The organism is Acidimicrobiia bacterium, assembly GCA_040878325.1.
GTDB lineage: Bacteria > Actinomycetota > Acidimicrobiia > Spongiisociales > UBA11373 > JAUYIV01.
Map to the genome: position 1 here is coordinate 130,365 of JBBDMM010000006.1, position 24,811 is coordinate 155,175.

The following is a 24,811-nucleotide window of genomic DNA, read 5'->3' on the forward strand; positions in this document are numbered from 1 at the left end:
CGGGCGAAACTGGGGCCGGTAGCGTCGCGCCGGTGACTCCACGAGAGGCCTCCCCCACCATCGTCTGGTACCGGCGTGACCTCCGTATCGCCGACAATGCGGCCCTGTCGTCTGCGATCGACACCGGGCGGCCCGTGATCCCGGTATTCATATGGGCACGCGAGGAGGATGCTCCGTGGCAACCGGGCGTCGCCTCACGCTGGTGGTTGCACCACTCGTTGAAGTCGCTCGCCGTTGACCTCGGTACCCGCGGGTCACGGCTGGTCATCCGGCAGGCCGACGACAGCCTCGACGAGCTGCGCCGGATCATCGCCGAAACCGGGGCGGACACGGTGATGTGGAATCGCCTCTACGAGCCTTCCCGCGCCGACGGTGACCGTCGTGTCGCCGATGCCCTCAGACGTGACGGGCTCGAGGTGGTCTCGTTCGAGGGTGCCCTACTCTTCGAGCCATCCGAGGTCCTCAATCGAGCGGGAGCCCCTTTCCAGGTGTTCACCCCGTTCTGGAAGCACTGCTTGACGCGGGACGAGCCTCCCTCCCCAATTCCCGCGCCGGCCGCGGTGCCGCCGCCATCCAATTGGCCCTGGTCCGCCCCACTCGCCGACCTGGGCCTGATCGCCCCGGATGACCACCAATTCTCCGATCACTGGGTACCCGGAGAATCCGCCGGGTGGAACTCGCTCGACGCCTTCCTTGGGGGGCCGATCGAGCGCTACGGCGACGATCGGGATCGCCCCGACCTGGCGGGCACCTCCCGCCTCTCGCCTCACCTTCACTTCGGAGAGATCACCGCCCGCCAGTTGTGGCATGTCCTTGGCGATCGTCGGGGCACCAGCGCCGACAAATTCCTCTCCGAAGTCGGCTGGCGCGAGTTCGCCCATCAACTTCTCCATCACTTCCCGCACACCGCCGACCAGCCCTTGCGGCCAGAGTTCACCCGCTTTCCGTGGCGCACCGACCCCGAGCACCTCGAGGCATGGCACACCGGGCAGACCGGGTATCCCCTCGTCGATGCCGGGATGCGCCAACTGCGGGCCACCGGGTGGATGCACAACCGGGTGCGGATGGTGGTGGCGTCGTTCCTGGTCAAGCATCTTCGGATCCACTGGCTGGAGGGGGCCCGGTGGTTCTGGGACACACTGGTGGACGCCGACCTCGCCAACAACACCTTCGGGTGGCAGTGGACAGCCGGCAGCGGGGCAGATGCGGCGCCCTACCTTCGGGTCTTCAACCCAACCCTGCAGGGCGAGCGGTTCGACCCCGACGGGGGCTACATACGCCGCTGGGTGCCCGAGTTGAGCGGGATACCACAGCAGCACCTCTATCAACCGTGGAGGCGGCCACCTGCATCGAGCCTCGAGTACCCCGATCCCATCGTTGACCACGCCGACGCCCGCACCGAGGCGCTTCTCGCCTTCGAAGCTCTGAGGCGGGCCAGTCCATGAGAGAAGCCCTCCGGGAGAGGTGATCTCTCCCGGAGGGCTTCTACCCGGTTCAGACCGACGATCAGGCGGGTTCGTTGACCGTGAACTTGTAGGTGGTGTGGGCCGAGCCGTTCACCTTCACCGTGAGTAGCCGCCGCCACCAAGTGTCGCGTCAGGAGCGGAGACGCTCGAGAGCGTGATCCACCCGACTCATGTCGTCGTCGGCCACCTGGATGTAGAAGCGTTGCAACCCCGCGTCCTCCAGGCCACCAAGCACTTCCCGGACCTGATCCCAGGTTCCCCGCGGTGAGTTCCGCATCCGCATCGACTCCTCGAGGTCCTCGACCTTCACGGACATCTCGGCGGCGCGCGCCTCGAGCATCTTGCGGTAGGTGGCCTCGTCGTCGGCGGCGGTGAGCACTCCCGAGGACGAGATGAGCAGTGCGTCGGGATCGCGGCCCGCGTCTGTCGCCGCCTGCCTCGCCACGGCCACCTTGGCGGCAAAAGCCTCGGGAGGGGCGGGGTAGGCGTTCAGTTCGTCGCAGTACCGGCCTGCCAGTTCGGGCGTTCTCTTTGGGCCGATGCCGCCCACGACCAGCCGCAGCGGCGGACGCGGTTGCATGTCGAAGGCCTCGAAGGAGTAGTGCTTGCCGCTGAACGCTCTCGGCGGATCCGAAAAGGCGGCCCGCAAGTACCCCAGCGCTTCCTCAAGCATGTCGAACCGCTCGGCTCGCTCCGGGAAGGGGAACCCGAACAGTGTGTGCTCCCGCTCCATCCAACCGGTGCCAACGCCCAGAGTCACCCTTCCGCCCGACATTTCGTAGAGCGACGCATAAGACTTTGCCAGTACCGCCGGATGCCGCCAGGTCACCGGGCTCACCAGCAGAACCAGTTCGATAGAAGTCGTCTCACGGGCGAGTCCGGCCATCACCACCAGGGCGTCGTGGGCCGACGCGCTGTCGCCCCCGCCGCGGAGATAGTGGTCCGGGATGGCGAAGGCGGCCAAACCTCGCGACTCGGCAAACCGAGCCCACGAGAGGGTCTCCTCGTAGGTGGCGCCGAGGGCTTGAAGGGCGTACCGGATCATCGACGGTCCTTTCAGTCGGTCGGTGCGCCAACCGTCGGACGGTCATCATCCACCGTAGACCCGAACCCGACCAGGCCGAGGGTGCCGCCGACGATGGCACCGGCGATCGCGGTCGCTCCGAGAACCCGCTTGAGAGCGCTCGGTAGAGATATCGCCATCGGCCCCCTGTCGGAGTTGGGGCGAGGTTAGACCAGGGTCCCTCGTCGACGAATTGCCGATTGCGGCCGAGCGAAGCTCGGCCGCTACATCGGGTCTTCGCGGCGCGCCAGGTTGGCGAAGCGGTTGAATTCGGCGGCGAACGCCAGCTTGATGGTTCCCCGGGCACCGGCACGGTGCTTGGCGATCTCGACTTCGGCGATGCCGGCGTTCTCGGGGTTGTTGGCGTCGTAGTAATCGTCGCGATAGATGAACAGCACGACGTCGGCGTCCTGCTCGATGGCACCCGACTCGCGGAGGTCGCCGAGGCGGGGGCGCTTGTTCTCCCTCGACTCCAACTGCCGGTTGAGCTGCGAGACGGCGATGACCGGAACCTTCAGCTCTCGGGCCAGGTTCTTGAGCGAGCGGCTGATGTCGGCGATCTCCTGCTGGCGGTTCTCGGCCGCCCGGGGGCCTTGCATCAGCTGCAGGTAATCCACGACCACCAGCTCGAGGCCGCCCTTACGCTTGAGGCGGCGGCACTTGGCCCGGATCGAGGTGACGGTGAGGTCGTGAGAGTCGTCCACATAGAACGGCATCTCGTACAGCTTCGATGATGCCTGGCTCAGCTTGCGCCACCGGTCGACGTCGAGCTGGCCGGTCTTGATCTTCGAGGCGTCCACCCCGGCCAGTGAGGCCAGAAGGCGATGGACCACCTCTTCGCGGCTCATCTCCAGGGTGAAGAGGGCGACCGGCTTCTTGTGGTCGGCGATGTTGGCGGCGATGTTGATCGCCAGCGTGCTCTTGCCCATGCCGGGCCGGGCCGCCACCACCACCAGGTTCTCCGGATGGAGGCCGGCAAGGATCTGGTCGAGTTCATGAAAGCCGGTAGGAGTGCCGGTGACGGCACCCCCGGCGTCGCCGAGCGCCTCGATCTTCTCGAGGGCGGCCTTGAGCATCGGGCCGACCGGTTCGAGGCCCTCCCCCATCTTCCGGTCGGCGACGGCGAACACCTCGGCCTCGGCGGAGTCGAGTGCCTGCTCGATGGGAATGTCACCGCGGAGGGCGAACGTCCCCACCTCGCCGCCGGCGCGCAACAGGCGGCGCCGCACCGAGGTCTCGTCGACGATCCCGGCGTAGTAGTCGACGTTCGAGGTGGAGGGGACCCCCTCCATCAGCCGGGTGATCGCCCCGATGCCCCCCACCCGATCCAACGACTCGTTGCGGCGCAACCAGTCGGAGACGGTGATCGGATCGATCGGCTCGTTGCCGTCGAACAGGGCGGTGATCGCTTCCCAGATCGTCTGGTGCGCCGGCTTGTAGAAGTCCTCGGACCGCAGGGACTCGAGTGCCACGTTGGCGGCGTCGGCGGACAGCATGACCGCGCCGAGGACCGACTCCTCCGCCTCGATGTTGTGAGGCGGTGCCACCCCCTGGGGGGTTCTGCGGTCGAGTTGGGTGGTCATTACGCGGGAATCACATCCAGAGTCAGTCGTGCTTCGATGTCGCGGTAAGGAGTGACGATCACTTCGTGCAGCCCGATCTCCTTGATGGGACCGGCCAGCCTGATCTGCTCGGCGGGGACCACGACCCCGGTGTACTTGGCGATGGCCTCGGCCACGTCGCGGGCGCCGATCGAACCGAACAACTTGCCCTCGTCGGCGGCCCGGGCGGCAACAACCACGGTGGTGTCGGCGAGCGCCAGGGCGACCTGCTCGGCCGTTTCCCGGGCGACGGCCTCGGACGCCTCACGTGCCTCGCGCAGAGTGTGGGCGTCCCGGAGCGCCCCCGCGGTCGCCTTGATCGCCATCGACCGGGGCAGCAGGTAGTTGCGCCCGTAGCCCTCGGCCACGTCGACGACGTCTCCCTTGTGCCCCAGATCGGTCACGTCCTGGGTGAGTACGAGCTTCATCGGCCGAGGTACGGCAGCAGGGCCATCTCACGGGCGTTCTTGATGGCCCGTGCGATCTTTCGCTGGCACCGCGGGCAGTTGCCCGTGACCCGCGAGGAGCGGATCTTGGCGCGGTCCGACATGAACTTGCGGAGGGAGGCGACGTCCTTGTAGTCCACCTTCCAGTCGCGGGTCGCGCAGAACTCACAGGTCTGCTTCTTGGGGCGCCGGCCCCCCCTCTCGGGAACCCGGCGCTTCTTCTTCTCGGCCTTTTGTGATCTCGGTGACACGGTGTCCTCCTGGGGAAGTGTGTTTAGAAGGGGGCCTCTTCAGGCCCGTATTCCTCTCGGGCGACAGGGGCGGCGGCGACGTTCGGCTGTGATCCACCGCCGAAGCTGTCCCCGCTGCGGGGTGACTTGGTGACGGAGGCAGTCGCCCACCGCAACGACGGGCCGATCTCGTCGATCGCCACTTCGACGACAGAACGCTTCTCGCCCTCCTGGGTCTCCCAGTTGCGCTGCTCGAGGCGGCCGGTGACGATGACGCGGGCTCCCTTGGTCAGGGACTCGGCGGCGTTCTCGGCGGCATCCCTCCACAGGGTGCCTCCGAAGAAGCTGGTGTCCTCCTGCCATTCGCCATTGCGGTCTTGCCAACGCCGATTCACGGCGAACCGGACCTTCGCCATGGCCACCCCCGATGGGGTGAACCGCAGTTCCGGGTCCTCGACCAGGTTGCCGATGAGCGTGACGTGATTGGCTGCCATAACTATCCCTCTGCCCCCGCTGCCGGGGTTGCTCGATGTATTGCTCTCAATAATGAATGGTGGGTGTGACGAATTCCAGAGGTCACTCCGGGCGGATGAACTTGTGGCGGACCACCTGGTCGGAAAGCGATAGCGCCCGATCGATGTCGGTGATCGCCGCTGGTTCGGCGTTGAACTGCAGGACCGAGTAGTAGCCCTCGTTGAGATGGTTGATCTCGTAGGCGAAACGCCGCTTGCCCCAGAAGTCGTTCACGGTTATCTCGGCGCCACGCTCGGTGAGTGCGGCGGCGACGCGATCGACTTCGGTGCGGACATCGCTCTCGACCATCTCAGGCCGGAATATGGTCATCAATTCGTACGTGCGCACGATGCGCTCCACCTCCTTTGGACACCCGCGTACGGCGGGAGGCCCCCGTAAGGGCAGTAGGGGAAGGCGGGGAGTGTATCGCGGCGAGGGCGGAACGCGGAAATGGGCGAGAGCGCGATACGCGATACGCGATACGCGATACGAAGGAAGCGGTGAACGCGTGCCGATACCGGTCTGGCGATTCTTGCGGGAAGCGGGAAGCGGGAAGCGGGAAGCCTGAGGGCGGAAGGCGGAAGGCCCCCGCCTAGGGACCCTCCACCGACAGGAACGGTTGGTCTATCGCGTCGAACGCTCCCCGGGGGGCTTCCAGGGCGTAGCGGTAGGAGCCGGATGGCTGATAGCGCTCGCAGGGTTCGGCGACACAGGGCTCCATGCGGAGCAGGTCGACCAGGGTTCCATCGGCGGCGAAGAAGGCGATGTCGAGCGGCAGCAGGGTGTCCCGCATCACGAAGGCCGACGCCACGTCGGCGTCCCAGACGAACAGCATCCCGTCGAGACCACCGAGGTCGGTCACGCCCATGAGCCCTTGGGCGCGCTGGTCGCGATCGGTGGCCACGGCCACCTCCCACTCGTCCCCCGAAACCACGATCGTCTGGTGCTCGAACGCGTCGAGGGGATGGGCGGCTGCGGCCGTCGTCTCGGTGGTGGGCCCGATGACCGGCGGAACGGTGGTCGCCCTGGTCGCCGGATCCGGCTCGGCGAGAAGGACTCCCACCGCGATCGCCAGCACGACCGCCAGGCCGATACCCAGGGCCAGCGGTCCCCAACGACGGGTGGTCACCCGTCGCTCAAGAGTGCTCGGGCGACCTCTTCTGGCATGTGATATGTCTCGTCGTCCGAGGGGAAGTCGCCCTTTTGGACATCCTCGAAGAAGCGGGTGACGGCCTCGGTGGCGATCGCCCCCAGGTCGACGTACTGGCGCACGAACTTGGGCACCCGTCCATCGCCCAATCCGAGCAGGTCGTGGAAGACCAGTACCTGCCCGTCAACCTTCGGTCCGGCGCCGATCCCGATGGTCGGGGCACCGACCTCCTTGGTGATCAACTCGGCGAGCACGTCGGGCACCCCCTCGAGCACGATCGAGAACACCCCGGCGGCGTCGAGTGCCCGGGCGTCGGCGATGAGCTCGCGCGCCGCCTCGATCTGCTTGCCCTGCACCCGGTAGCCACCCATCGCGTGCACCGACTGGGGGGTGAGGCCGAGGTGGCCCATCACCGGGATCTCCGCGTCGAGGACCGCCTCGATCATCGGCAGCCGCTTGCGACCCCCTTCGAGCTTGACGGCCTCGGCCCCGCCTTGGGCGACCATGCGCCCGGCATTGCGGACCGTCTCCTCCACCGAGACGTGATACGACATCCACGGCATGTCGCCCACCACGAGGGCAGCCGGCTTGGTGCCCGCAACTGCCCGGGTGTGATGGACCATGTCGTCCATGGTCACGGTCAAGGTGGTCTCGCGGCCCAGCACCACGTTGGCAAGTGAGTCGCCCACCAGGATGATGTCGGCGCCGGCGGCGTCGGCGATGCGCGCCGAAGGGGCGTCGTAGGCAGTGATCATTCGCAGCTTGGGGCCGCCCTTGGCGGCGCGCACCTTGGGGGCAGTCTGCTTCTCACGGGTCTCGTCGCGCATTTCTCAGCCTTTCTCCCCACCGGGTTCCGGTTGGGGGAACATCGCGCGTCTTCGGTTGACCCCCGCCTTCGTGGATCGGCCGCCTACTGGTCGGCCGTACCTGCGGGTACCCCTCCATCATAGGAAACCCCGGGCCAAGGCCGGCACTAGCGTCGGTCCCATGGCACGCAAGGACATCTCGATGACCCCCGGGGAGGTGAGCGCCTTCCTCGAAGCCGGCCACACCATCGTGGTCGCCTCACTGGGGCGGGGGGGAATGCCCCATCTGGCACCCATGTGGTACGTGATGGAGGACGGCAAGGTGGTCTTTCGCTCGTTCACCAAGTCGCAGAAGATCGTGAACCTCCAGCGGGACGCTCGAGTCACCCTCCTCCTCGAGACCGGTGAGAGGTACGCCGAACTCCAGGGGGTGATGATCAAGGGGCGCGCCGTGCTGGTGGACGACCCCGCCTACACCCTGGGGATCTACGGGCGCCTCGCCGCCAAGTACGCCATGGTCGGCGACAGCCCGGTCGTGCTCGAGGGTGAGGCCCTGGAGGCGGCGTTCGGGCGGTTTGCCCCCAAGAACACCTCGGTGATCGTCGAGCCCTCGCGGGTGGTCACCTGGGACCACCCCAAGCTGGGCGGGGGGTATTAGGCGGCCGGCTTTGCCGGCCGCCGCAATTCGCAATTCGCTATTCGCAATTCGAAGGACGGGCCGGGTCGCTTCCTCCCGGCCCATTGAGCGGGCTCTGGAGGCGCTCGGTCGGGGGTTTCGCCCTTCGCTCTTCGCCTTTCGCTCGACGGTTCTGGCTACTAGAAGCCAAGAACTCGCGAAAAGTTATAACCCGCTTGGTTTGACAATCGTTATATCGGACCGATATAACGATCTACACGATGTTGGGCATGGCGATTCTGGGGCTGCTCCGCGAGGGGCCGATGCACGGGTACGAGCTGCGACAGCGGCTGGTCGACCTGGGCTTCTGGCGTATCTCGTTCGGCTCGGTATATCCGGCGTTGCGCCGGTTGAACAAGTCCGAGTGGGTCGAGATCACCCCAGGGGCGGGACGGCGGAAGGAATACCGCATCACCGCCGAAGGCAAGGAGCACTTCCAGCAGCTTCTCGAAGACGAGGGCTCCGAGGTGGAGAACACCACCGCATTTCGGGTACGCCTCGCCTTCTTCCGGTACATGGAGCCGAATACACGAATCGGCTTCCTCGAGCGGCGCAAGGCCGTTCTGCGGGAGCGGATCGCCACGGCTCGAAACTCGTTGCGCAAGACGGCCGATCGGGTCGACCGGTACACCCACTCCTTGATGGAGCACGGGGTGCGCGCGGCCGAAGCCGACGTGGCCTGGCTCGACGAACTCATCGCGTCCGAACGAGACGCACCCGATGAGGCGACCGACGCCTCGATGGATTCCTGAGGATAGGGAGGACTAGATGGGCAAAGTAAGGGTGGCGATTGCCGGGGTCGGCAACTGCGCCAACTCATTGATTCAGGGCGTTTCGTATTACGCGAAAGCCGAGGCGGGCACCACGGTCCCCGGCCTGATGCATGTCGAGCTCGGCGGATATCACATCCGCGACATCGAGTTCGTGGCCGCGTTCGACGTCGACGCGACCAAGGTGGGCCAGGAGCTCACCAAGGCCATGTGGGCCGGACCGAACGACACCTACCGCTTCTCCGACGTGGTCGAGACGGATGTGATCGTGCAGCGCGGCCCCACTCTCGACGGCCTCGGCAAGTACTACCGCCTGACGGTCGAAGAGTCGGTCAGTGAGCCTGTCGACGTCGTCGCCGCCCTGCGGGAGTCGAAGGCAGACGTCCTCGTGGCCTATCTCCCCGTCGGATCCGAGGAGGCGCTTCGCTATTACGCCGAGGCGGCGCTCGAGGCCGGAGTCGGCTTCGTGAACTGCATCCCGGTGTTCATCGCCAGCGACCCCGAGTGGGCGCGGCGCTTCTACGACGCCGGCGTGCCGATCATCGGTGACGACATCAAGTCGCAGGTGGGGGCCACGATCGTCCACCGCACGCTTGCCCGGCTCTTCGAGGACCGGGGTGTGGTAGTCGAACGGATGAGCCAGCTGAACGTCGGCGGCAACATGGACTTCAAGAACATGCTCGAGCGCGAGCGTCTCGAATCCAAGAAGATCTCGAAGACCCAGGCGGTCACCTCCCAACTCGAGAACGGGCTCCACGCAGACGACGTCCACATCGGGCCCTCGGACTACGTGCCCTGGCTCACCGATCGCAAGTGGGCGTACATCCGGGTGGAGGGACGGGCGTTCGGTGACGTGCCCCTGACGGCCGAACTCAAGCTCGAAGTGTGGGACTCGCCCAACTCGGCTGGCGTCGTGATCGATGCGGTCCGCTGCATCAAGCTCGCCCTCGACCGGGGTGTGGGAGGACCGCTGCTGGCGGCATCCTCGTACTTCATGAAGAGCCCCCCGGTTCAGTTCCGCGACGACGACGCCCACGACAACGTCGAGCGCTTCGCCGCCGGCGAGGATCCGACGAAGCAAGAACTCGCCGACTATCTGGGGTAGGAGCCTCGCTGGGCTCGGCTGCGATTGGCGATTGGCAAGAACGTGGAGAGAAAGTCCGGGGGTCTTCTCTTCTCTTGCGGAGGTGGGAGGCGGGTAGCCCTCCTCTTACAGCCTCGCTTTGAGCCACGCGATGTCCGCGGCTTGCCCCTCGGCATCCCCGGGGGTTTCGACGACGGTGGGAACCCCGGCGGAGCGGACCACGCCGACCAGCACGTCCTCCGGGATCATCCCCTCTCCGAGATTGGCGTGGCGGTCGCGGCTTGAGCCGTGGGGGTCGCGCGAATCGTTGCAGTGGATCAAGTCGAGCCGGCCGGTGAGTCCTCGCACTCGATCGGGCAAGCCATCCAGTTCCGCCCCCGACGCCCAGGCGTGGCAGGTGTCGATCACCACCCCCACCGGGAAGGCGCCGATCGCCTCCCACAATCGTCCGAATCCGTCGATCTCCCGCAGGACCGCATTGCCCCCGCCGGCAGTGTTCTCCAGAAGCACCGGAACCGTCACCTCGACCGAGTCGAGCGCCTTGCGCCAACGGTCGTACCCGACAGCGACATCCTCATCGTCGCCGACATGGCCGCCATGAACGATGACCCCGGCGGCGCCAATAGCCCCCGCCGCGGCCAGGGTGTCGGCGAGGATCTTGCGACTGGGGATCCGAATCCGGTTGTTGGGTGAGGCGACGTTGATGAGGTAGGGGGCGTGCACGTAGATCGGCAGGCTCGACGCGGCCAGTGCCGCCGCGTCCGGACGGGGAGGAGGCGCCTTCCACGACTGCGGGTTCGACAGGAAGATCTGGACGAGGTCCGCGCCACGAGCGGCGGCCTCGGGCAGCGGCTCGGCGGTACCGACGTGGGCCCCGATCGGGATCACTCGTCGGCCCCGGCGACCCGGGGGCGACCGGCCCGCTGATCGAGGAGGGGAGCCACCATGTGGGCGGGTCGATCCCACTCATCCGCATACAGGTGGATCCACGGCGGATCGGGCTCAGCACCCGACGGGTCGGAGGGCAGCAGGCCCATATCCCGTAGACGGATCGAGAGCACCGAAACCGGCGCTCCTTCGCTGTCGATCACACCAGAGCGGACTTCGACCACCTCCTCCCAAGGAAACAGGCGCGACCTCCGTGCGGGACCGTCGACCCGGACCGATATCCCCTCATCGTCCGCCTTCAGCAAGATCGTCGGCAGGACGAGCTCCTTCAACCCCCAGATCATTGCCCCGGACCCGCCCACCAGAAGGGCCGACGCGATCACCAGGTCACGCCGCCGTTGGGCGCGGCCGTCTTGGGTCAACGACCTGGAGACGACGTCCACCGACTCGCCGTTCTCGTTGATGGTGGTGCCGACGACGGATTCGGTGAATGCCGGCTCGGGGAACCAGCGATAGGCAGCCATCATGTCGACCGCCAGCAGGATCGCCGGCACCGCAAACGCCGCATACGCCAGCAAGCGAAGAGGCGAACGGGCGATGGAAACGCTGACCGGCATGGGCTGGAGGGTAGATCAGCAAGCCCCACTCTCGGTACGCAATGCGCAATGCGCGACCTGCGGTCCGCGTCCGTGGAGGGTTTGACGCGTCGCGCATTGCACATCGCGCATTGCGCTACTTCCCGAACCTGCGCTCTCTCCGCGTGAAATCGCGTAGGGCGCGCAAGAAGTCGACCCGGCGGAAGCCGGGCCAGTGGACGTCGACGAACGAGTATTCGGCATACGCCGCCTGCCACAGAAGGAAGCCCGACAACCGCGACTCCCCGCTGGTGCGGATGACCAGATCGGGGTCGGGTAGATCGGCGGCGTACAAGTGGGCGGCGATCGCCCCCGCATCGATCGATTCGGCCATCTGCTCGGCCTCCACCCCGTCGGCGGCCAGCTTCGCCACCAGCTCGCGGACCGCGTCGACGATCTCCTGGCGGCCGGTGTAGGCGAGCGCCAGGTTGAGCCGCCGCCGCCCGCGCGGCGAAGACGCCGACAACTGACGCGCCGCCTGCTGGAGCCGGTCGGGCAGAAGATGGACGCTGCCGATGACACCCACCTGCAGGTCCTCGCCTCCGATCGCCGGCAGCCGCTCGAACAGGTCGATCAGGACCTCGTAATACGGCTCCAGTTCGGCCGGAGGACGTTCGAGGTTCTCCTGCGACAGCACCCAGCAGGTCATCACCGGCACGTCGAGGTCGCCGCACCAGCCGAGGAACTCGGCGAGCTTGTCCATCCCCGCCCGATACGACGAGGCGTAGTCGGGAAGGCCGGCGATCCGAGCGAAACGCCGGTGCCCGTCGAGGATCACCCCGACGTGTCGAGGGAGCTTCTCCCGGTCCAGCGATCGAAGGAGGCGCTCCTCGTAGAGCCGATACAGGGGCCGGGTCAGCGCGGCCCTACGCGGCGATGGCCCGGAACGCCTATCAGCAGACTCCGTCATGACCCCGGGGCGATTCGCTTCATGGAAGCCCGCAGACATCGATGCCATCGAGGAACCCCGCCTTGAAGGACTCGAACCGTCTGAAAGCAGTCGCGTAGCCCTCCGTGCCCGCCGGGGCCGATGTCTGCAGAAAGCCGGCGATGCCCTCGTCGAGGTCGCCCGCCGTGAGGATGATCCCGGTCGGGTTGTCCTCGAAGGTGATGGCCGCGGTCCACACCCCGGTGAGGCAGTCGCGCTGCAATGTGGCGAGAACACCATCGGTCTCGAGACCGGCCTTGTGCTGCACCGCCTCGTGCCACTGGGTGGCCAGCACCAACCCGAGAGCGAAGTCGCCGATCTCCGTGTAGAGGCCCGGGAACAGCTGCTCTTCGTCCCAGGCGACGTAGTCCTCCGGCGGGCAGTAGAACACGTTGCCCTCGTAGAAGGAGGTGTCGGAGGTGAATCCGCCGCACGATGGAAGGTCACCCGACGAGGGGAAGTACGGCACGGTGGAGTCGACCGGGTCCCAAGCCTCGCCGAACACCTCCGGGTAGACGAGCGCCCAGAACGCCTCGAGCGAGCCCGACAGCAACGCGGCGGCCTCGGCGTAGGGAAGGTCGACGCTCCCGTCCTCGGCGACGAAGGGAACATGGAAGAACGGGGGCGGCGTGTCCTCGAAGGTGGCGCAGTGCTCGGTGCTCAACGCGTAGCCATCGAAGAAGGCACTCAGCCGCGCGAACGAGTTGCCATGGGCATTGGGGCCGGTGGGGGCGCTGCCGAGGGAGTCGCCGATCAGCAGGAAGCCTGCCATGCCTTCCTCAAGGTCGCCGGGGTCCAACTGGAGGAGGTCGCTCTCCATCCTGTCGATCCGCCCGGTCCACGCTCCGGCGAGACAATCGGCCTGCAATTCGGACACGATCGTCGGAACCGAGTCGTCCAATCCGAAGCGAGCCTGGATCGCATGACCCCACTCATGGGCGAGAACTAGGGCGACGGTGAAGTCGCCGTAGCCCTCGTAGAGCGGTGCCATCAGGCCCTCCTGATCCCACTGCACGCTGTCGTTGAGTTGGCAATAGAACGCGTTCACCTCGAACTGGTCGGGCGACAGGGGACCGCCGCAGATCGGCACGTCACCTTCGGAGACGAAATAGGGGCCGAACACCGCGACCGGCTCGTACTCCAGGCCGAACACCGCCGGCAACTCGACAGCCCAGAACTGCTCGAGGTCGGTGATGGAGATATTGATCAGGGTCTCGATGTCGCGGATCGGCTGGAACCCTCCCGCGGTGGTAGTGGTGGTATCGCCCGTGCTGCGTTGGCAGATGTCCACGATCTCGACCACGACGGGATGCGATTCGATGTCGCCCTCCGTCTCGAGGTCAAGGAAGTCCTGGAGCGACATCCGCTCCTGGAACTCGTCGATGGTGCAGCGGCAGAACTCCACCGTCCCATCGACCGAACACCCATCGACAAACGCATCCACGATCTGGGTCGGATACTCGAATGCGGCAGCGGTGGTCGAGGTGGTGCCGGCGCCAGTCGTCGTCGTGGTGGTGATGACCGACTCACCATCGTCGCCGCAGGCCGCCGCGACCAGCCCCAGGGCGAGTATCAGAACCAGGGTCCTCATCACTTCCTCCACCCCCTCCAGGGTCCCGGCCGGGGCGCGGTGTCCAGTGTCGTCTCGGCAGCCAGCGGTTCGCCATGTAAGTCCTGAACCCGGCCCCACATCCAGACGTCGAATGCCTCGGATGAGTCGGCCATGGCTCGTACGGCGGCGTCGGGATTTCGACCCTCGGAAAAGACCACCGCGAGGTGGGTGTCGCCGTGATCGACGACCGACACCACCTGGCGGGTGATGCCACGCCGCCGCTGCGACTGAGCCCATTCGATGCGGCGGGGCCCCATCAGCTCGGCATGGAAAGCACGCCACTCGGCGAGCTTTCCCGCCGCGATGGGCCGGACGGTGATGGTCGCGGCCACTGATCCTCCAAATGGCTGTGACGCGGCACAGTAGCCAGTCCTCGGATTCAACCGGGGGCTACGGCCTCAGCCCACCACTCGCTCGTAGAGCGAGCGCAGCCGCCCCGCCCATCGATCCGCGCCGAACTCTTCGTCATACCGCTCGCGACCGTGCTTGCCCATCGCAGCCCTCTCCTCGGGGTCGCCGGCGAGGCTCGCCACCGCGGCGGCGAGAGCGGCCGCATCACCCGGAGCCACCAGGATCCCGGCGCCCGGAGTCACGATCTCGGACACCCCACCGACATCCGAGGCGATCACGGGGCGAGACGCGGCGATGGCGTGGATGAGCGCGGTCGGCAGTGCGTCCGCCAGCGATGGGTGTACCACCAGGTCGGCCGCCGCCAGGATCCGATCGACGTCCTCCCGAAAGCCGCCGAAAACCACCCGACCCGGCGGGAGGTCCGCCGCCAGGGACCGCAATCGGCCTTCCAGCGGTCCGTCGCCCACCAGGAGGAAGACCACGCCGGCAGAGGAGCGCGCCGCCTCCAGTAGTACCTCGTGACCCTTCCCCGGACGCATGACCGCGATCGTGGCGGCAACCAAGGCATCGGGAACGATCCCCAGCTCGGCCCGCACCGCGGCGCGAGTGCCTTCGAGGGGCTCACCGGGGTCGGGCACGCCGTTGCGGATCGTCACCACCCGGCCGGGCTCCTCGGCGAACTCCTCCAGGTACCAACCCCGCATCGCCTCCGAGACGGCCACCGTGGCCGCCGCGGTCCGCCTCCGGGACCTCGCCGCGAGGTTCCGCTTGAAGAGGGCGATACCCGAGACATCTCGTTCGATCACATGGAGGGTGGAAACGTGGGGGATCCCGCTCCGCGAGGCCACCCTGCCGGCGATGAAGTCGGCGTGCTTGAGGTGGGAGTGGAGCACGTCAGGCCGTCCGATCTCGACTAGCCGACGCAGCCGACGGGGACCGCGCGGATCCCACCAGGCGCGGAGATCGAGCGAAGCCACCCGGGCTCCGGCGGCGCGCAGCTGCTCCGGATAGCGGAGGCCGTCGGTGGGGAGCATGCTCACCACCGTCAGGTCGATGCCGGCGCCGGCCGCCACCGAGGCCAGGTCGACGAGAACATGCTCGGCCCCACCGGGGCCGAGGTCGTGAATCAGATGAAAGACGCGGATGGACCCCGGCATGAGGACTCATCGGCGCCTCGGAGCAAGGGCATGAGGGATGAGGGATGCGCAATACGGAATACGCAATGCGCGATGCGCAATGCGCAATGCGCGACCGGTCGAGCGCGTGCCGAGGGTCAGGACGGGCTCTTGCGGATGGCGGAAGGCGGACGGCCTTCTTGCTGGAGACTGGAGACTGGAGACTGGAGACTGGGGACTGGAGACTGGAGACTCCTATCCACCCAATTCCCCTAGCCTCGCGCGGCTATGCGAATCCTCGTCACGGGTGCCACTGGTTACATCGGGGGTCGCCTCGTGCCGCGGCTGCTCGACGCGGGGCATCAGGTCCGTTGCCTGGCTCGCAGTCCCGCCAAGCTCGCCCAGCACCCGTGGAGGCGCGAGGTGGAGGTCGTCGCCGGCGACGTGCTGTACGCCCCCTCCCTGAAGGAGGCGGCCTCCGGCTGCGACATGGCCTATTACCTGGTCCACTCTGTGGCCGCCGGCAAGGGCTTCGCCGACCTCGACCGATCCGGCGCCGACAACTTCCGCCTCGCCGCCGAGGACTCCGGGCTGCGGAGGATCGTGTACCTCGGAGCGCAGGGGGCGGCCGACGGCATCCATTCCCGCGTCGCCGCGGTCCGGCACGAGGTGGGTGCAATCCTTGCTTCGGGGGTGGTGCCGGTGACCGAGATCCGGGTGGGACCGGTGATCGGCTCGGGATCGCGGTCGTTCGAGATGGTGCGGTCCCTCACCGAGGTCAGCCCGATCCTCCTCGCCCCGCGTTGGGTGCGAAACGAGTGCCAGCCGGTCGGGGTGAGAGACGTCATCGAAGCCCTGACGTCTGCCGCCACCGACGCTTCGGCCCACGGCCGCGTCGTCGAGCTCGGCGGGCCCGAAGTGCTCACCTTCTTGCAGATGATGAAGATCTACGCCGACGAGGCCGGCCTGCGGAAGCGGCGGGCGATACCGGTGCCGATGACCGCCGCCCGACTGTCGTCGCTGTGGGCGGGGCTGGTGACCCCACTGCCGGCGCGGGTGGCGCGTCCCTTGATCGAGGACCTGCGATCGGGTCTCGTGCCCGAGTCGCCCGAACCGCTGGTGGACGACCCCACCCCATATCGTGTCGCCCTTCGCCGGGCCCTGTCGCGGCTTCCGGGTGGGGTGATCACCCGCTGGTCCGATGCCGAATCCCACCCGCCGGCGCCGGAACCGAACCGCTCCTGGCGGGGCGAGATCGTCTACATGGACCGCCAGGTGGTGCCCACCGACGCCGAGACCGCTCACCTCTTCTGGGCCTTCAGCCGCATCGGCGGCAGTGTCGGGTACTACGGGCTCGATTGGGCATGGCGGATACGCGGCCTTCTCGATCGAGCAGTGGGCGGTCCCGGACTGCGGCGCGGCCGACGGCATCCCAATGAGTTGCGGGTGGGTGAGGTCGTCGACTGCTGGCGGGTCGAAGAGGTGGAACCGGGAAGGCGCCTCCGCTTGCGCGGCGAACTCAAGATCCCTGGTGAGGCGTGGCTCGAGTGGGAGACCCGTGACACCGAGTTCGGGGCCGACCTGATCCAGACCGCGTGGTTTCGCCCGCGGCGGTGGCGAGGCCGGGTGTATTGGTACGGAATGCTCGCCGCCCATCGCATCGTCTTCCCGCGGATGGCGCGACGCATCGCCGCGGCCGCTGAAGAACGCGGGTACTCGACGCGGTGAACCTGCCCGAGACGCTGCTGATCACAGGGGTGGTCACCGCGCTCTCGATGGTGGTGGTGTGGTTGGTCAGCCTTGCCCTCCACAACGCCTCGATCGTCGATCCCTTCTGGGGCACCGGCTTCACGATCGTCGCGTGGACCGCCTTCATCGCGGCGGGGGACCGCGGGGCGCACGACTTGCTCCTCGCCCTGCTGGTGACCCTTTGGGGAATCAGGTTGTCGGGCCACCTCCTCTGGAGGAGCATCGGCAAGGAGGAGGACTACCGCTACCAGGCCTTCCGCCGGCGATGGGGATCGCGGTTCTGGATCGTCAGCCTGGTCACGGTGTTCCTGCTCCAGGGGGTGCTGTTGTGGATCGTCTCGCTCCCGGTGCAGGTGGCGATGCTCGCTCCGGGGGAGATCGGCCTGCTCAGCGCGATCGGCATCGCGGTCTGGGGTATCGGGCTCTCGTTCGAGGCGATCGGTGATTGGCAACTCGCCCGCTTCAAGTCCAATCCCGACAACCGGGACCAGGTGATGGATCGGGGTCTGTGGCGATACACCCGCCACCCCAACTACTTCGGCGACTTCTGTGTCTGGTGGGGGATCTTCATCGCCGCCCTGGATCCCTCGGGGACCGCGTGGACCGTCATCGGGCCGATGCTGATGTCATGGCTGCTCATCCGGGTGAGTGGCGTGGCGACGCTGGAGAAGACGATCGCCAAACGCCGCCCCGGCTATGAGGGATACGCAGCGCGCACCAACGCGTTCTTCCCGGGCCCGCCGCGACCCGAGTGAGGTCGACCGGTCAGGTCTCGACCGAGCCTTTCACCGAGTCGCCGTGCTCGTCCCGCTTCTTTCGCTTCACGAACGCGACCGCGATTGCGAAGAGCGCCGCCATGCCCAGCCACTTCTTCTTGGATGCCATAGCAGAAGGCTACCCGCCTGGTCGATGCCTGTGGCACCCCGCCTCCCTGCCCTCGATTCACCGCTCTAGCCTCTGCGACATGCTGACAGTGGGATGGCGCGAGATCGTCGGTCTGCCGGGACTCGGCATCCAAGCGATCGCCGCCAAGATCGATACGGGGGCGAGCTCGTCATCGATCGACGTCACCCGGATCGAGGAGTTCCTCACACCCGACGGGGAACGAATGGTCCGGTTTCGGGTGCACCTGTCGCGGAAACAGACGGTCGAGGCCGAGGCTCCGATCGTCGACGAACGCCGCATCCGCAACCCCGGTCGCGGCGGCAGGGAAGAGGAGCGCTATGTGATCCGCACCGATCTGGCGATCGGCGACGACCAGTGGTCGATCGACGTGACTCTCGCCCGGCGCACCCGCATGCAATATCGGATGCTCCTCGGCCGCGAGGCGATGAGCAACCGGGTGGTGGTCGATCCGGGCGCTTCCTATCTCCTCGGGGGCCCGCGATGAGGATCGGAGTTCTCAGCCGGCGACCCGGGCTCTACTCGACGAGGCGCCTGGTCGAAGCAGCCGAGACCCGGGGTCACGACGTGGCGGTGGTCGACTACCTCCGCTGCTACATGGACATCACATCGCGCCGGCCCCGGGTGCTCTTCGCCGGGCGGGAGCTCGAGTTCGACGCGGTGATTCCCCGGGTGGGTGCCAGCTATACGTTCTACGGCACCGCGGTCGTCCGCCAGTTCGAGATGATGCATGTGCTCACCGCCAACGAGTCGCAGGCGATATCCCGGGCGCGCGACAAGCTCCGCTCACTGCAATTGCTCTCCCGCGCTGGCATCGGGCTCCCGGTGACCTCATTCGCCCATTCGATCAAGGACATCTCCGGCCTCCTCGACGTGGTGGGCAAGCCCCCCTACGTGATCAAGTTGCTCGAAGGCACCCAGGGGGTGGGCGTCGTGCTCGCCCCCACTCTCAAGGCGGCCGAATCCGTGATCGCCGCCTTCCGGCAGTTGGACGCCAACATCCTCGTGCAGCGCTTCGTGTCGGAAGCCAAGAACACCGATCTGCGCGCCTTCGTGGTCGGCGGCAAGGTGGTGGCGGCCATGGAGCGCGTCGCCGCCGAAGGAGAGTTTCGCGCCAACCTCCACCGCGGAGGAACCGCCCGGGCGGTAGAACTCACCGAAGAAGAGGAAGAGACCGCCCTCACCGCCGCCGCCACCCTCGGCCTCGACCTCTCCGGCGTCGACATGCTCCGCAGCGACGAGGGCCCGCTGGTGATCGAGGTGAACTCGTCGCCGGGCCTCGAAGGCATCGAAGCCGCCAGCGGAGTAGACGTAGCCGCCGCAGTCATCGAGTACCTGGAGAAGCGTTTTCATCCGCCCCCGGAGGAGGATTAGCCCGGCCTCCAGCCTCCAGCAAGAAGGCCTTCCGCCTTCCGCAAGACTCCGGTCCAACCCTGCAAACGCGCTCGACCGGCCGCGCATCGCGCATCGCGCATCGCGTTCCTCCGTGTCGCGTATTGCGAATCGCGAATCGCGTGCCGAGCGAAGCGAGGCACTTATCCACAGATTCGAAACCGGGCGTAACGCCGTCACCATGCGCGCGCGCCTCGGGTCTAAGTGTCGTAAGGGAAAGCCACGTATAGGAGGAACTGTGGACGTAGTACTCATTGCCTTAGGTGCGATCTTGTTCATGTACGGCTGGTTCTGGGGTGGGGTCACGGAAGCCCGCACCACGGCGTATGCCATCGGAGCCACCGCATTCATGCTCGGCCTCTGGTTCGCCTTTAGCGGCGGTGCCGGCGGCGACGCGGTCGGTGGGGCGTTCCTGGGATTCGGAGCGATCTTCGGGTTCATGGCCGCCGCCAACGCGTGGAACGAGTCGAGCCAGGACCGCACCTATGGCATGTTCGCTCTGTTGTTCGGGATCGTGGCCCTCTTCGGGTTCATGTACTTCTCGGACAACGACGCGCCCGGCCAGTACACGTGGGCCTCGCTCGTGCTTGGCATCGTGCTGTTGCTCCACTTCGTCTCGGCCGGCCTGGTGGCGTCGAACCGCGGCTTCAAGTCGCTGGTCGGATGGGTGACGCTGTTCGCGGGCGTGGCGCTCGTGTACTTCGGCTTCGCTGAGGCGCTCGGCAACGGGTTGGAGCCCTTCTAAGGCGCCCAACCAAAAACATGGTCCCCGGGGGGACGGATCGAGAGAGCGGGAGACCTTCGGGTCTCCCGCTCTCTACTCTTGGCGGCGAGTCGCAGGCAGGAGTCAAATGGAACCCAAAGAACTCCTCGGCAGGATCAAGGCCGAGGTTGCCGCACCAGCAGAAGAGGTGACGTTCGCCCGGTACCTCGAGATGGTGCGCGACGATCCCCGACTCGCCCGACTGTCGCACGCACTGATCGCCGACATGCTCGAGGCTTCCGGCGTATCCACCGGGCCCGACGGCGAGGAGCGCTTCGACCTCTTCGAGGGCGGGCTGTTCGGTCAGCAGTGGGTCATCCAGCAGGTGGTCGACTACTTCCGGGCGGCCGGACGCCGCCTCGATGTCCGCAAGCGGATCCTGCTCCTCGTCGGTCCTCCTGGCTCGGGCAAGTCGACCCTCATCAACACCATCAAGGAGGGTCTTGAGGAGTACACCAAGACGGACGACGGCCGGGTGTACGCCGTCAAGGGCTCCCAGATGCACGAGGACCCGCTGCGGCTGATCCCCAAAGGCCTCCGCGACGAGACCGGCGTCTACATCGAAGGGGACCTCAACCCCGAGGTGCGCTGGCTGGTGGAGTACGTCTATCAGGGCGACATCACCAAGGTGCCGATCCAACGAATCCACTACAGCATCGCCCGCGGCACCGGCTTCGGCACCTTTGTCGCCACCGACCCCCGCTCGGAGAATCTCGCCCGCCTCGTCGGAGAGGTGGAGCAGAACCTCCTCGACCCCACCGACCCGGGATCGGTGCGGCGCGCTTACCGCTTCGACGGCGAGTTGAACGCAGCCCACCGGGGGATGGCCGACCTGCTCGAAGTCTTCAAGATGGACGAACGCTTCCTGGCAGTGCTGCTGAGCCTCAGCCAGGAACAGATCATCAAGACGAGCGGTCCCGGCACCATGTATGCCGACGAGGCATTGATCGCCCAGAGCAACCTCGCCGAATATCAGGAGCTCGTCGACAACCCGCGGGCGGCGGCGATGCTCGACCGCCTCGTGGTGGTGAAGGTTCCGTTCGTACTGTCGGTGCGCGACGAGATACGCATCTACGAGAAGATGCTCTCCGGCGCCGACCTCGGCCGGCGCGACGTCTCGCCGCTCGCCCTCCACACCGCCGCCACTTTCGCGGTGCTGACCAGGCTCGAACACCCGGGCGGAGGCATGCAAGGCCTGATCCGCAAGCTCCGGCTCTACGACGGCCGCTACGGGCCTCACGGCGGCTCGGAAGACGCCCGCAAGCTGCGGGACAAGGCTCCCAACGAGGGCATGACCGGACTGAGCCCCCGCTACGTGATCAATCGCCTGTCGCAAGTGGCCGGCAACACCAAGGGCTGCCTCGATGGCATCGCGGTGCTCGAAGCACTCTGGGAGGGTCTGCCCCAGCGGGCCGGGTTCACCGAAGACGAGCGCGAGCGTTGGAGCTCGCTGCTCTCCGCCACCCAGGCCGAGTACGACGAGATGGTGCAGTTGGAGATTCGCAAGGGGTCGGTGCTCGGGTACCGGGATTCGGCCGAGAAGATGGCAAAGACGGTTCGTGAGGAAGTGGCCACCTGGAAGTCCCAGGGCGACGCGGCCAACACCCCCACCCTGCGGCGCCTGGAGCGGCTCATCGACGTTCCCCAGTACGGACGAGATCGATTCCGCAACGCGCTCTCGGCGGCGCTCGAGTTGAAGGGGCAGCGGGGTCGCCCGCTCCACACTCGCCATCCCTTGTTGGAGGATGCGATCCAGCGGGCGCTGCTGCCGTCGTGGAGCGACGTCGCCAGGAAGCTCGACGACCAGGGCGACGGCATCGTCCAGGGCATCCAGGCTTCCGGCTGGCGCAAGGCCTGCGCGGTGCAACTGGTCGAGTACGCCCACAAGTTCACCGGATCGAAACGCGACCGGCACGAAGACGGGGATAAGAGGCCAACCTGGTACTCGTGAGCCCGCTCCGGCTACGGCTCCAGCCCCAGCCAGAGAAGAGCCAAGAGTCAAGAATCAAGAATCAAGAATTGGGATTGGTGTTGTCTTGATTCTTGGCTCTTGATTCTCTCTCCCGCATCCAATCATCGAGCAATCGCAAGGCCTCTTCTTCGTCATAGGGGCCTTCGTCGAGGCGGTGTTCCAGGAGCATGTCCATCGCTTCGCCGACGAGGGGGCCGGGCTTCAGGCCTAGGTGCTGCATCACCCGGTTGCCGTCGATCGGGGGGCGGATGCGGTCGATCTCTTCACGACTGCGCAATTCGGCGATGCGGTCCTCCAACTCGGAGATGGCGCGCTGGATCTGCCGCTCACGCTTCTCGTTGCGGGTGGTGACATCGCACCGGACCAGCGTGTTGAGCTGGTCGAGTTGATCCCCGGCATCACGGACGTACCGGCGAACGGCTCGATCGCTCCACCCCAACTTGAAGGTGTGAGGGCGCATGTGGAGGTAGACCAGACGGGACACGGCGTCGATGTCGTCCTTGGGATAGCGCAGTTCGCGCATGCGGGCCTTGGTGATTCGGGCACCGACGACCTCGTGGTGGTGGAAGCTGACGCCGCCCTCGCCCACCTCGCGGGTTTCGGGCTTTCCGATGTCGTGGAACAGCGCCGCCAGGCGGACGATCCTGTCGTCGGCGGGGCACTTCTCGACCACCGCGATCGTGTGGGCGAGCACATCCTTGTGTTGATGGAAGGGATCCTGCTCGACGGCCAGGGCGGGGATCTCAGGGATGAAATGCTCGGCGAGCCCGGAGTCCACCACCCCCCAGAGCCCGGCGGCCACAAAGTCTCCCGTGATCAGCCGATCGAACTCGCCGTGGACTCGCTCGGCGCTCACGATCTCGATCCGCCCCGCCATCGCCCCGGCCGCTGCCAGCGTGGCGTCCTCAACCGTGAACCCCAGGGTCGCGACAAAGCGAAAGAGGCGGAGCATTCGCAGCGGATCGTCGGCGAACGAGATCTCGGGGTCGATCGGAGTGCGGAGCACCCCGGCACCGAGGTCGGTCAGACCACCGTGCGGATCGATCATCTCCGGCTCTGGCACCAGCCGTAGAGCGATCGCGTTGATGGAGAAGTCCCGGCGGGACAGGTCGGTGGCCAGGTCGTTGGAGAACTCCACCACCGGCTTACGGCTCTCCTCGCGATACACCTCACTGCGGAAGGTGGTGATCTCCACGCTGATGCCATCGAGGTGTGCCCCGACCGTGCCGAACTCCTTCCCGACGACCACCACCGCCTTCGCCCAGCCCCGAAGGAGCCCCTCGATCTCGTCGGGGGAGGCATCGGTGGTGAAGTCGTACTCCTCGACGGCCGCCACTCGATCGAGCAAGGCGTCGCGGACGCTTCCCCCCACCAGGTAGAGCTCGTGCCCCGCCGCCCGGAACCGCTCGGCGACCCGAACAGGAACGCCCTCGGCGCGCAACAGCGGTTGAAGACGAGCGGGGATCATGGGGCAACTTTACGACACCCGCTTCCAGTCTCCAGTCGCCAATCCCCAGTCTCCAGCGAGAACAGATCAAGAATTCTTGCGGGAGGCGGGAGGCTTCTCCTACTGGAGACTGGCGACTGGAGACTGGAGACTCATTTCGTCCCGACCAGGCCCAGTTGCTGTGCTCGCAGCTTGAGGTCCGCCGGGTTGGTGGCGTTGCGCATTGCTTCGTCGAAGGCGATCTTGCCGCTGCCTGCCAGGCGCAGGATGGCCTGATCGAAGGTCTCCATGCCGTAGTACGACCCCTCGGCGATGACGTCGGGGATCTCATGGGTCAGCGTCTCATCGGCGATCCGTTCGGCGACCCGGTCGGTGTTGACGAGCACCTCGACCGCCGGCACCCGACCCTTGCCGCTCACCGCGGGGATGAGCCGCTGGCTGAGGATCGCCTTCAGCGTGCCGGAGAGCAGCACTCGGATCTGACGCTGATGCTCGGTGGGGAAGAAGTCGATGATGCGGTTGATGGTCTCAGTCGCATCGAGGGTGTGGAGCGAGGACAACACCAGGTGGCCGGTCTCGGACGCCTTGAGGGCGGCATCGACGGTCTCCACGTCGCGCATCTCGCCGATGAGGATGACGTCGGGGTCCTGGCGGAGCATCCGGCGCATCGCTTCGCCGAAACTGCCGGTGTCCACGCCCACCTCGCGCTGGCTCACCATGGCCACCTTGTCGCGGTGGATGAATTCCACCGGGTCCTCCACCGTGATGATGTTGACCCGGCGGTTCGAGTTGATCCAATCGACCAGCGCCGCCAGGGTCGTCGACTTCCCCGAGCCGGTGGGCCCGGTCACGAGGATCAGTCCCCGGCGCTCGGCAGCGAGCCGGGAGAGCACCGGAGGAAGCCCCAGCGAGGCGAAGTCGCCAGTGGGTGGAAGCAGAGCGCGCAGGGCGATGGTGTTGTGGCCCCGCTGCTGAAAGGCGTTCACCCGGAATCGGGAGCCGTCGCGGAGGCCATACGCGAAGTCGGCCTCCCGATGCTCCTTGAACTCGACCCGCAGGCGGTCCGGGATCAGGGCTTCGAGGTAGGCGTCGACATCGGCCACCGTGAGGTTCGGCTGCGGAAGGGGGCGCAGGTCGCCGTCCACCCGGATCGTCGGGGGGATCCCCGGCTTCAGGTGGAGGTCAGATGCTCCGGCCGTGCGCGTGTCGGCGAGTAGTTCATCGATCGAGGGCAGGTTCGAGGTCAGCTCC

27 protein-coding genes are annotated in these 24,811 nt (G+C 66.7%); 10 read left to right on the top strand and 17 right to left on the bottom strand.

The window, feature by feature from the left end; genetic code table 11:
• Window positions 1-32 precede the first annotated feature (32 nt).
• Entirely contained in the window at window positions 33-1,445 is a 1,413-nt protein-coding gene (locus WD184_03200) for a deoxyribodipyrimidine photo-lyase (GenBank protein ID MEX0825754.1), read from the top strand.
• 151 nt (window positions 1,446-1,596) lie between these two features.
• On the opposite strand, the gene WD184_03205 is transcribed toward WD184_03200, so the two are convergent.
• The 9 genes from WD184_03205 to panB form a co-directional block, all read right to left on the bottom strand.
• Window positions 1,597-2,511 (bottom strand): LLM class flavin-dependent oxidoreductase, encoded by a 915-nt coding sequence (locus WD184_03205; GenBank protein ID MEX0825755.1) that lies wholly within the window; start codon window positions 2,509-2,511, stop codon window positions 1,597-1,599.
• 11 nt (window positions 2,512-2,522) lie between these two features.
• Window positions 2,523-2,669 carry a hypothetical protein gene (locus WD184_03210; protein ID MEX0825756.1) on the bottom strand — a complete coding sequence of 49 codons (147 nt, stop codon included), beginning with the start codon at window positions 2,667-2,669 and terminating at the stop codon, window positions 2,523-2,525.
• Between the two features lie 84 nt (window positions 2,670-2,753).
• Entirely contained in the window at window positions 2,754-4,112 is a 1,359-nt protein-coding gene (dnaB, locus tag WD184_03215) for a replicative DNA helicase (protein ID MEX0825757.1), read from the bottom strand.
• Window positions 4,112-4,558 (bottom strand): 50S ribosomal protein L9, encoded by a 447-nt coding sequence (gene rplI, locus WD184_03220; GenBank protein ID MEX0825758.1) that lies wholly within the window; start codon window positions 4,556-4,558, stop codon window positions 4,112-4,114. Before rplI ends, dnaB begins: the two co-directional genes overlap by 1 nt.
• The gene (rpsR, locus tag WD184_03225) at window positions 4,555-4,827 is read right to left on the bottom strand and encodes a 30S ribosomal protein S18 (protein MEX0825759.1); all 273 of its coding nucleotides are present in this window, start codon (window positions 4,825-4,827) and stop codon (window positions 4,555-4,557) included. Before rpsR ends, rplI begins: the two co-directional genes overlap by 4 nt.
• A 23-nt stretch (window positions 4,828-4,850) precedes the next feature.
• On the bottom strand, window positions 4,851-5,300 hold the full coding sequence (ssb, locus tag WD184_03230) for a single-stranded DNA-binding protein (GenBank protein MEX0825760.1): 450 nt from the start codon (window positions 5,298-5,300) through the stop codon (window positions 4,851-4,853).
• Window positions 5,301-5,382: 82 nt separating this feature from the next.
• Window positions 5,383-5,667: a 30S ribosomal protein S6 gene (gene rpsF, locus WD184_03235; GenBank protein ID MEX0825761.1), complete on the bottom strand. Its 285-nt coding sequence runs from the start codon at window positions 5,665-5,667 to the stop codon at window positions 5,383-5,385.
• Between the two features lie 244 nt (window positions 5,668-5,911).
• Window positions 5,912-6,448, bottom strand: a complete 537-nt coding sequence (locus WD184_03240; GenBank protein ID MEX0825762.1) for a DUF192 domain-containing protein — start codon at window positions 6,446-6,448, stop codon at window positions 5,912-5,914.
• Window positions 6,445-7,296 (bottom strand): 3-methyl-2-oxobutanoate hydroxymethyltransferase, encoded by an 852-nt coding sequence (gene panB, locus WD184_03245; GenBank protein MEX0825763.1) that lies wholly within the window; start codon window positions 7,294-7,296, stop codon window positions 6,445-6,447. Before panB ends, WD184_03240 begins: the two co-directional genes overlap by 4 nt.
• Before the next feature lie 160 nt (window positions 7,297-7,456).
• Between panB and WD184_03250 the strand changes: the two genes are divergently transcribed.
• From WD184_03250 to WD184_03260, 3 genes are all read left to right on the top strand, one after another.
• Entirely contained in the window at window positions 7,457-7,933 is a 477-nt protein-coding gene (locus WD184_03250; protein MEX0825764.1) for a pyridoxamine 5'-phosphate oxidase family protein, read from the top strand.
• 248 nt (window positions 7,934-8,181) lie between these two features.
• Complete coding sequence (locus WD184_03255; GenBank protein MEX0825765.1) at window positions 8,182-8,703, top strand: PadR family transcriptional regulator; 522 nt, start codon at window positions 8,182-8,184, stop codon at window positions 8,701-8,703.
• 16 nt (window positions 8,704-8,719) lie between these two features.
• Window positions 8,720-9,826: an inositol-3-phosphate synthase gene (locus WD184_03260; protein MEX0825766.1), complete on the top strand. Its 1,107-nt coding sequence runs from the start codon at window positions 8,720-8,722 to the stop codon at window positions 9,824-9,826.
• 105 nt (window positions 9,827-9,931) lie between these two features.
• Here WD184_03260 and WD184_03265 read toward each other — a convergent pair whose 3' ends face one another.
• The 6 genes from WD184_03265 to WD184_03290 all read right to left on the bottom strand — a co-directional run bounded on the left by WD184_03265 (window position 9,932) and on the right by WD184_03290 (window position 15,376).
• On the bottom strand, window positions 9,932-10,690 hold the full coding sequence (locus tag WD184_03265) for a deoxyribonuclease IV (protein ID MEX0825767.1): 759 nt from the start codon (window positions 10,688-10,690) through the stop codon (window positions 9,932-9,934).
• A complete protein-coding gene (locus WD184_03270; GenBank protein MEX0825768.1) occupies window positions 10,690-11,310 on the bottom strand; it encodes a hypothetical protein in 621 nt (206 codons plus the stop codon). The genes WD184_03265 and WD184_03270 overlap by 1 nt, the downstream gene beginning before the upstream one ends.
• A 115-nt stretch (window positions 11,311-11,425) precedes the next feature.
• On the bottom strand, window positions 11,426-12,238 hold the full coding sequence (gene uppS / locus WD184_03275; protein ID MEX0825769.1) for a polyprenyl diphosphate synthase: 813 nt from the start codon (window positions 12,236-12,238) through the stop codon (window positions 11,426-11,428).
• Between the two features lie 19 nt (window positions 12,239-12,257).
• Window positions 12,258-13,847, bottom strand: a complete 1,590-nt coding sequence (locus WD184_03280) for a neutral zinc metallopeptidase (GenBank protein ID MEX0825770.1) — start codon at window positions 13,845-13,847, stop codon at window positions 12,258-12,260.
• The gene (locus WD184_03285) at window positions 13,847-14,200 is read right to left on the bottom strand and encodes a hypothetical protein (GenBank protein ID MEX0825771.1); all 354 of its coding nucleotides are present in this window, start codon (window positions 14,198-14,200) and stop codon (window positions 13,847-13,849) included. Before WD184_03285 ends, WD184_03280 begins: the two co-directional genes overlap by 1 nt.
• 66 nt (window positions 14,201-14,266) lie before the next feature.
• Window positions 14,267-15,376: a glycosyltransferase family 4 protein gene (locus tag WD184_03290; GenBank protein ID MEX0825772.1), complete on the bottom strand. Its 1,110-nt coding sequence runs from the start codon at window positions 15,374-15,376 to the stop codon at window positions 14,267-14,269.
• Between the two features lie 246 nt (window positions 15,377-15,622).
• Here WD184_03290 and WD184_03295 point away from each other — a divergent pair, with 246 nt between their 5' ends.
• The 6 genes from WD184_03295 (at window position 15,623) to WD184_03320 (ending at window position 22,092) form a co-directional block, all read left to right on the top strand.
• The gene (locus WD184_03295) at window positions 15,623-17,062 is read left to right on the top strand and encodes a DUF2867 domain-containing protein (protein ID MEX0825773.1); all 1,440 of its coding nucleotides are present in this window, start codon (window positions 15,623-15,625) and stop codon (window positions 17,060-17,062) included.
• Entirely contained in the window at window positions 17,059-17,838 is a 780-nt protein-coding gene (locus WD184_03300; GenBank protein ID MEX0825774.1) for a DUF1295 domain-containing protein, read from the top strand. The genes WD184_03295 and WD184_03300 overlap by 4 nt, the downstream gene beginning before the upstream one ends.
• Before the next feature lie 209 nt (window positions 17,839-18,047).
• Entirely contained in the window at window positions 18,048-18,473 is a 426-nt protein-coding gene (locus WD184_03305) for a RimK/LysX family protein (GenBank protein MEX0825775.1), read from the top strand.
• On the top strand, window positions 18,470-19,360 hold the full coding sequence (gene rimK / locus WD184_03310) for a 30S ribosomal protein S6--L-glutamate ligase (protein MEX0825776.1): 891 nt from the start codon (window positions 18,470-18,472) through the stop codon (window positions 19,358-19,360). The genes WD184_03305 and rimK overlap by 4 nt, the downstream gene beginning before the upstream one ends.
• A gap of 256 nt (window positions 19,361-19,616) precedes the next feature.
• A complete protein-coding gene (locus tag WD184_03315) occupies window positions 19,617-20,123 on the top strand; it encodes a hypothetical protein (protein ID MEX0825777.1) in 507 nt (168 codons plus the stop codon).
• Window positions 20,124-20,229: 106 nt separating this feature from the next.
• Window positions 20,230-22,092, top strand: a complete 1,863-nt coding sequence (locus WD184_03320; GenBank protein ID MEX0825778.1) for a protein prkA — start codon at window positions 20,230-20,232, stop codon at window positions 22,090-22,092.
• A 61-nt stretch (window positions 22,093-22,153) separates the two neighbouring features.
• Here WD184_03320 and WD184_03325 read toward each other — a convergent pair whose 3' ends face one another.
• Window positions 22,154-23,581: a CCA tRNA nucleotidyltransferase gene (locus WD184_03325; GenBank protein ID MEX0825779.1), complete on the bottom strand. Its 1,428-nt coding sequence runs from the start codon at window positions 23,579-23,581 to the stop codon at window positions 22,154-22,156.
• Window positions 23,582-23,712: 131 nt separating this feature from the next.
• Window positions 23,713-24,807, bottom strand: a complete 1,095-nt coding sequence (locus WD184_03330; protein ID MEX0825780.1) for a PilT/PilU family type 4a pilus ATPase — start codon at window positions 24,805-24,807, stop codon at window positions 23,713-23,715.
• Window positions 24,808-24,811: the final 4 nt, after the last annotated feature.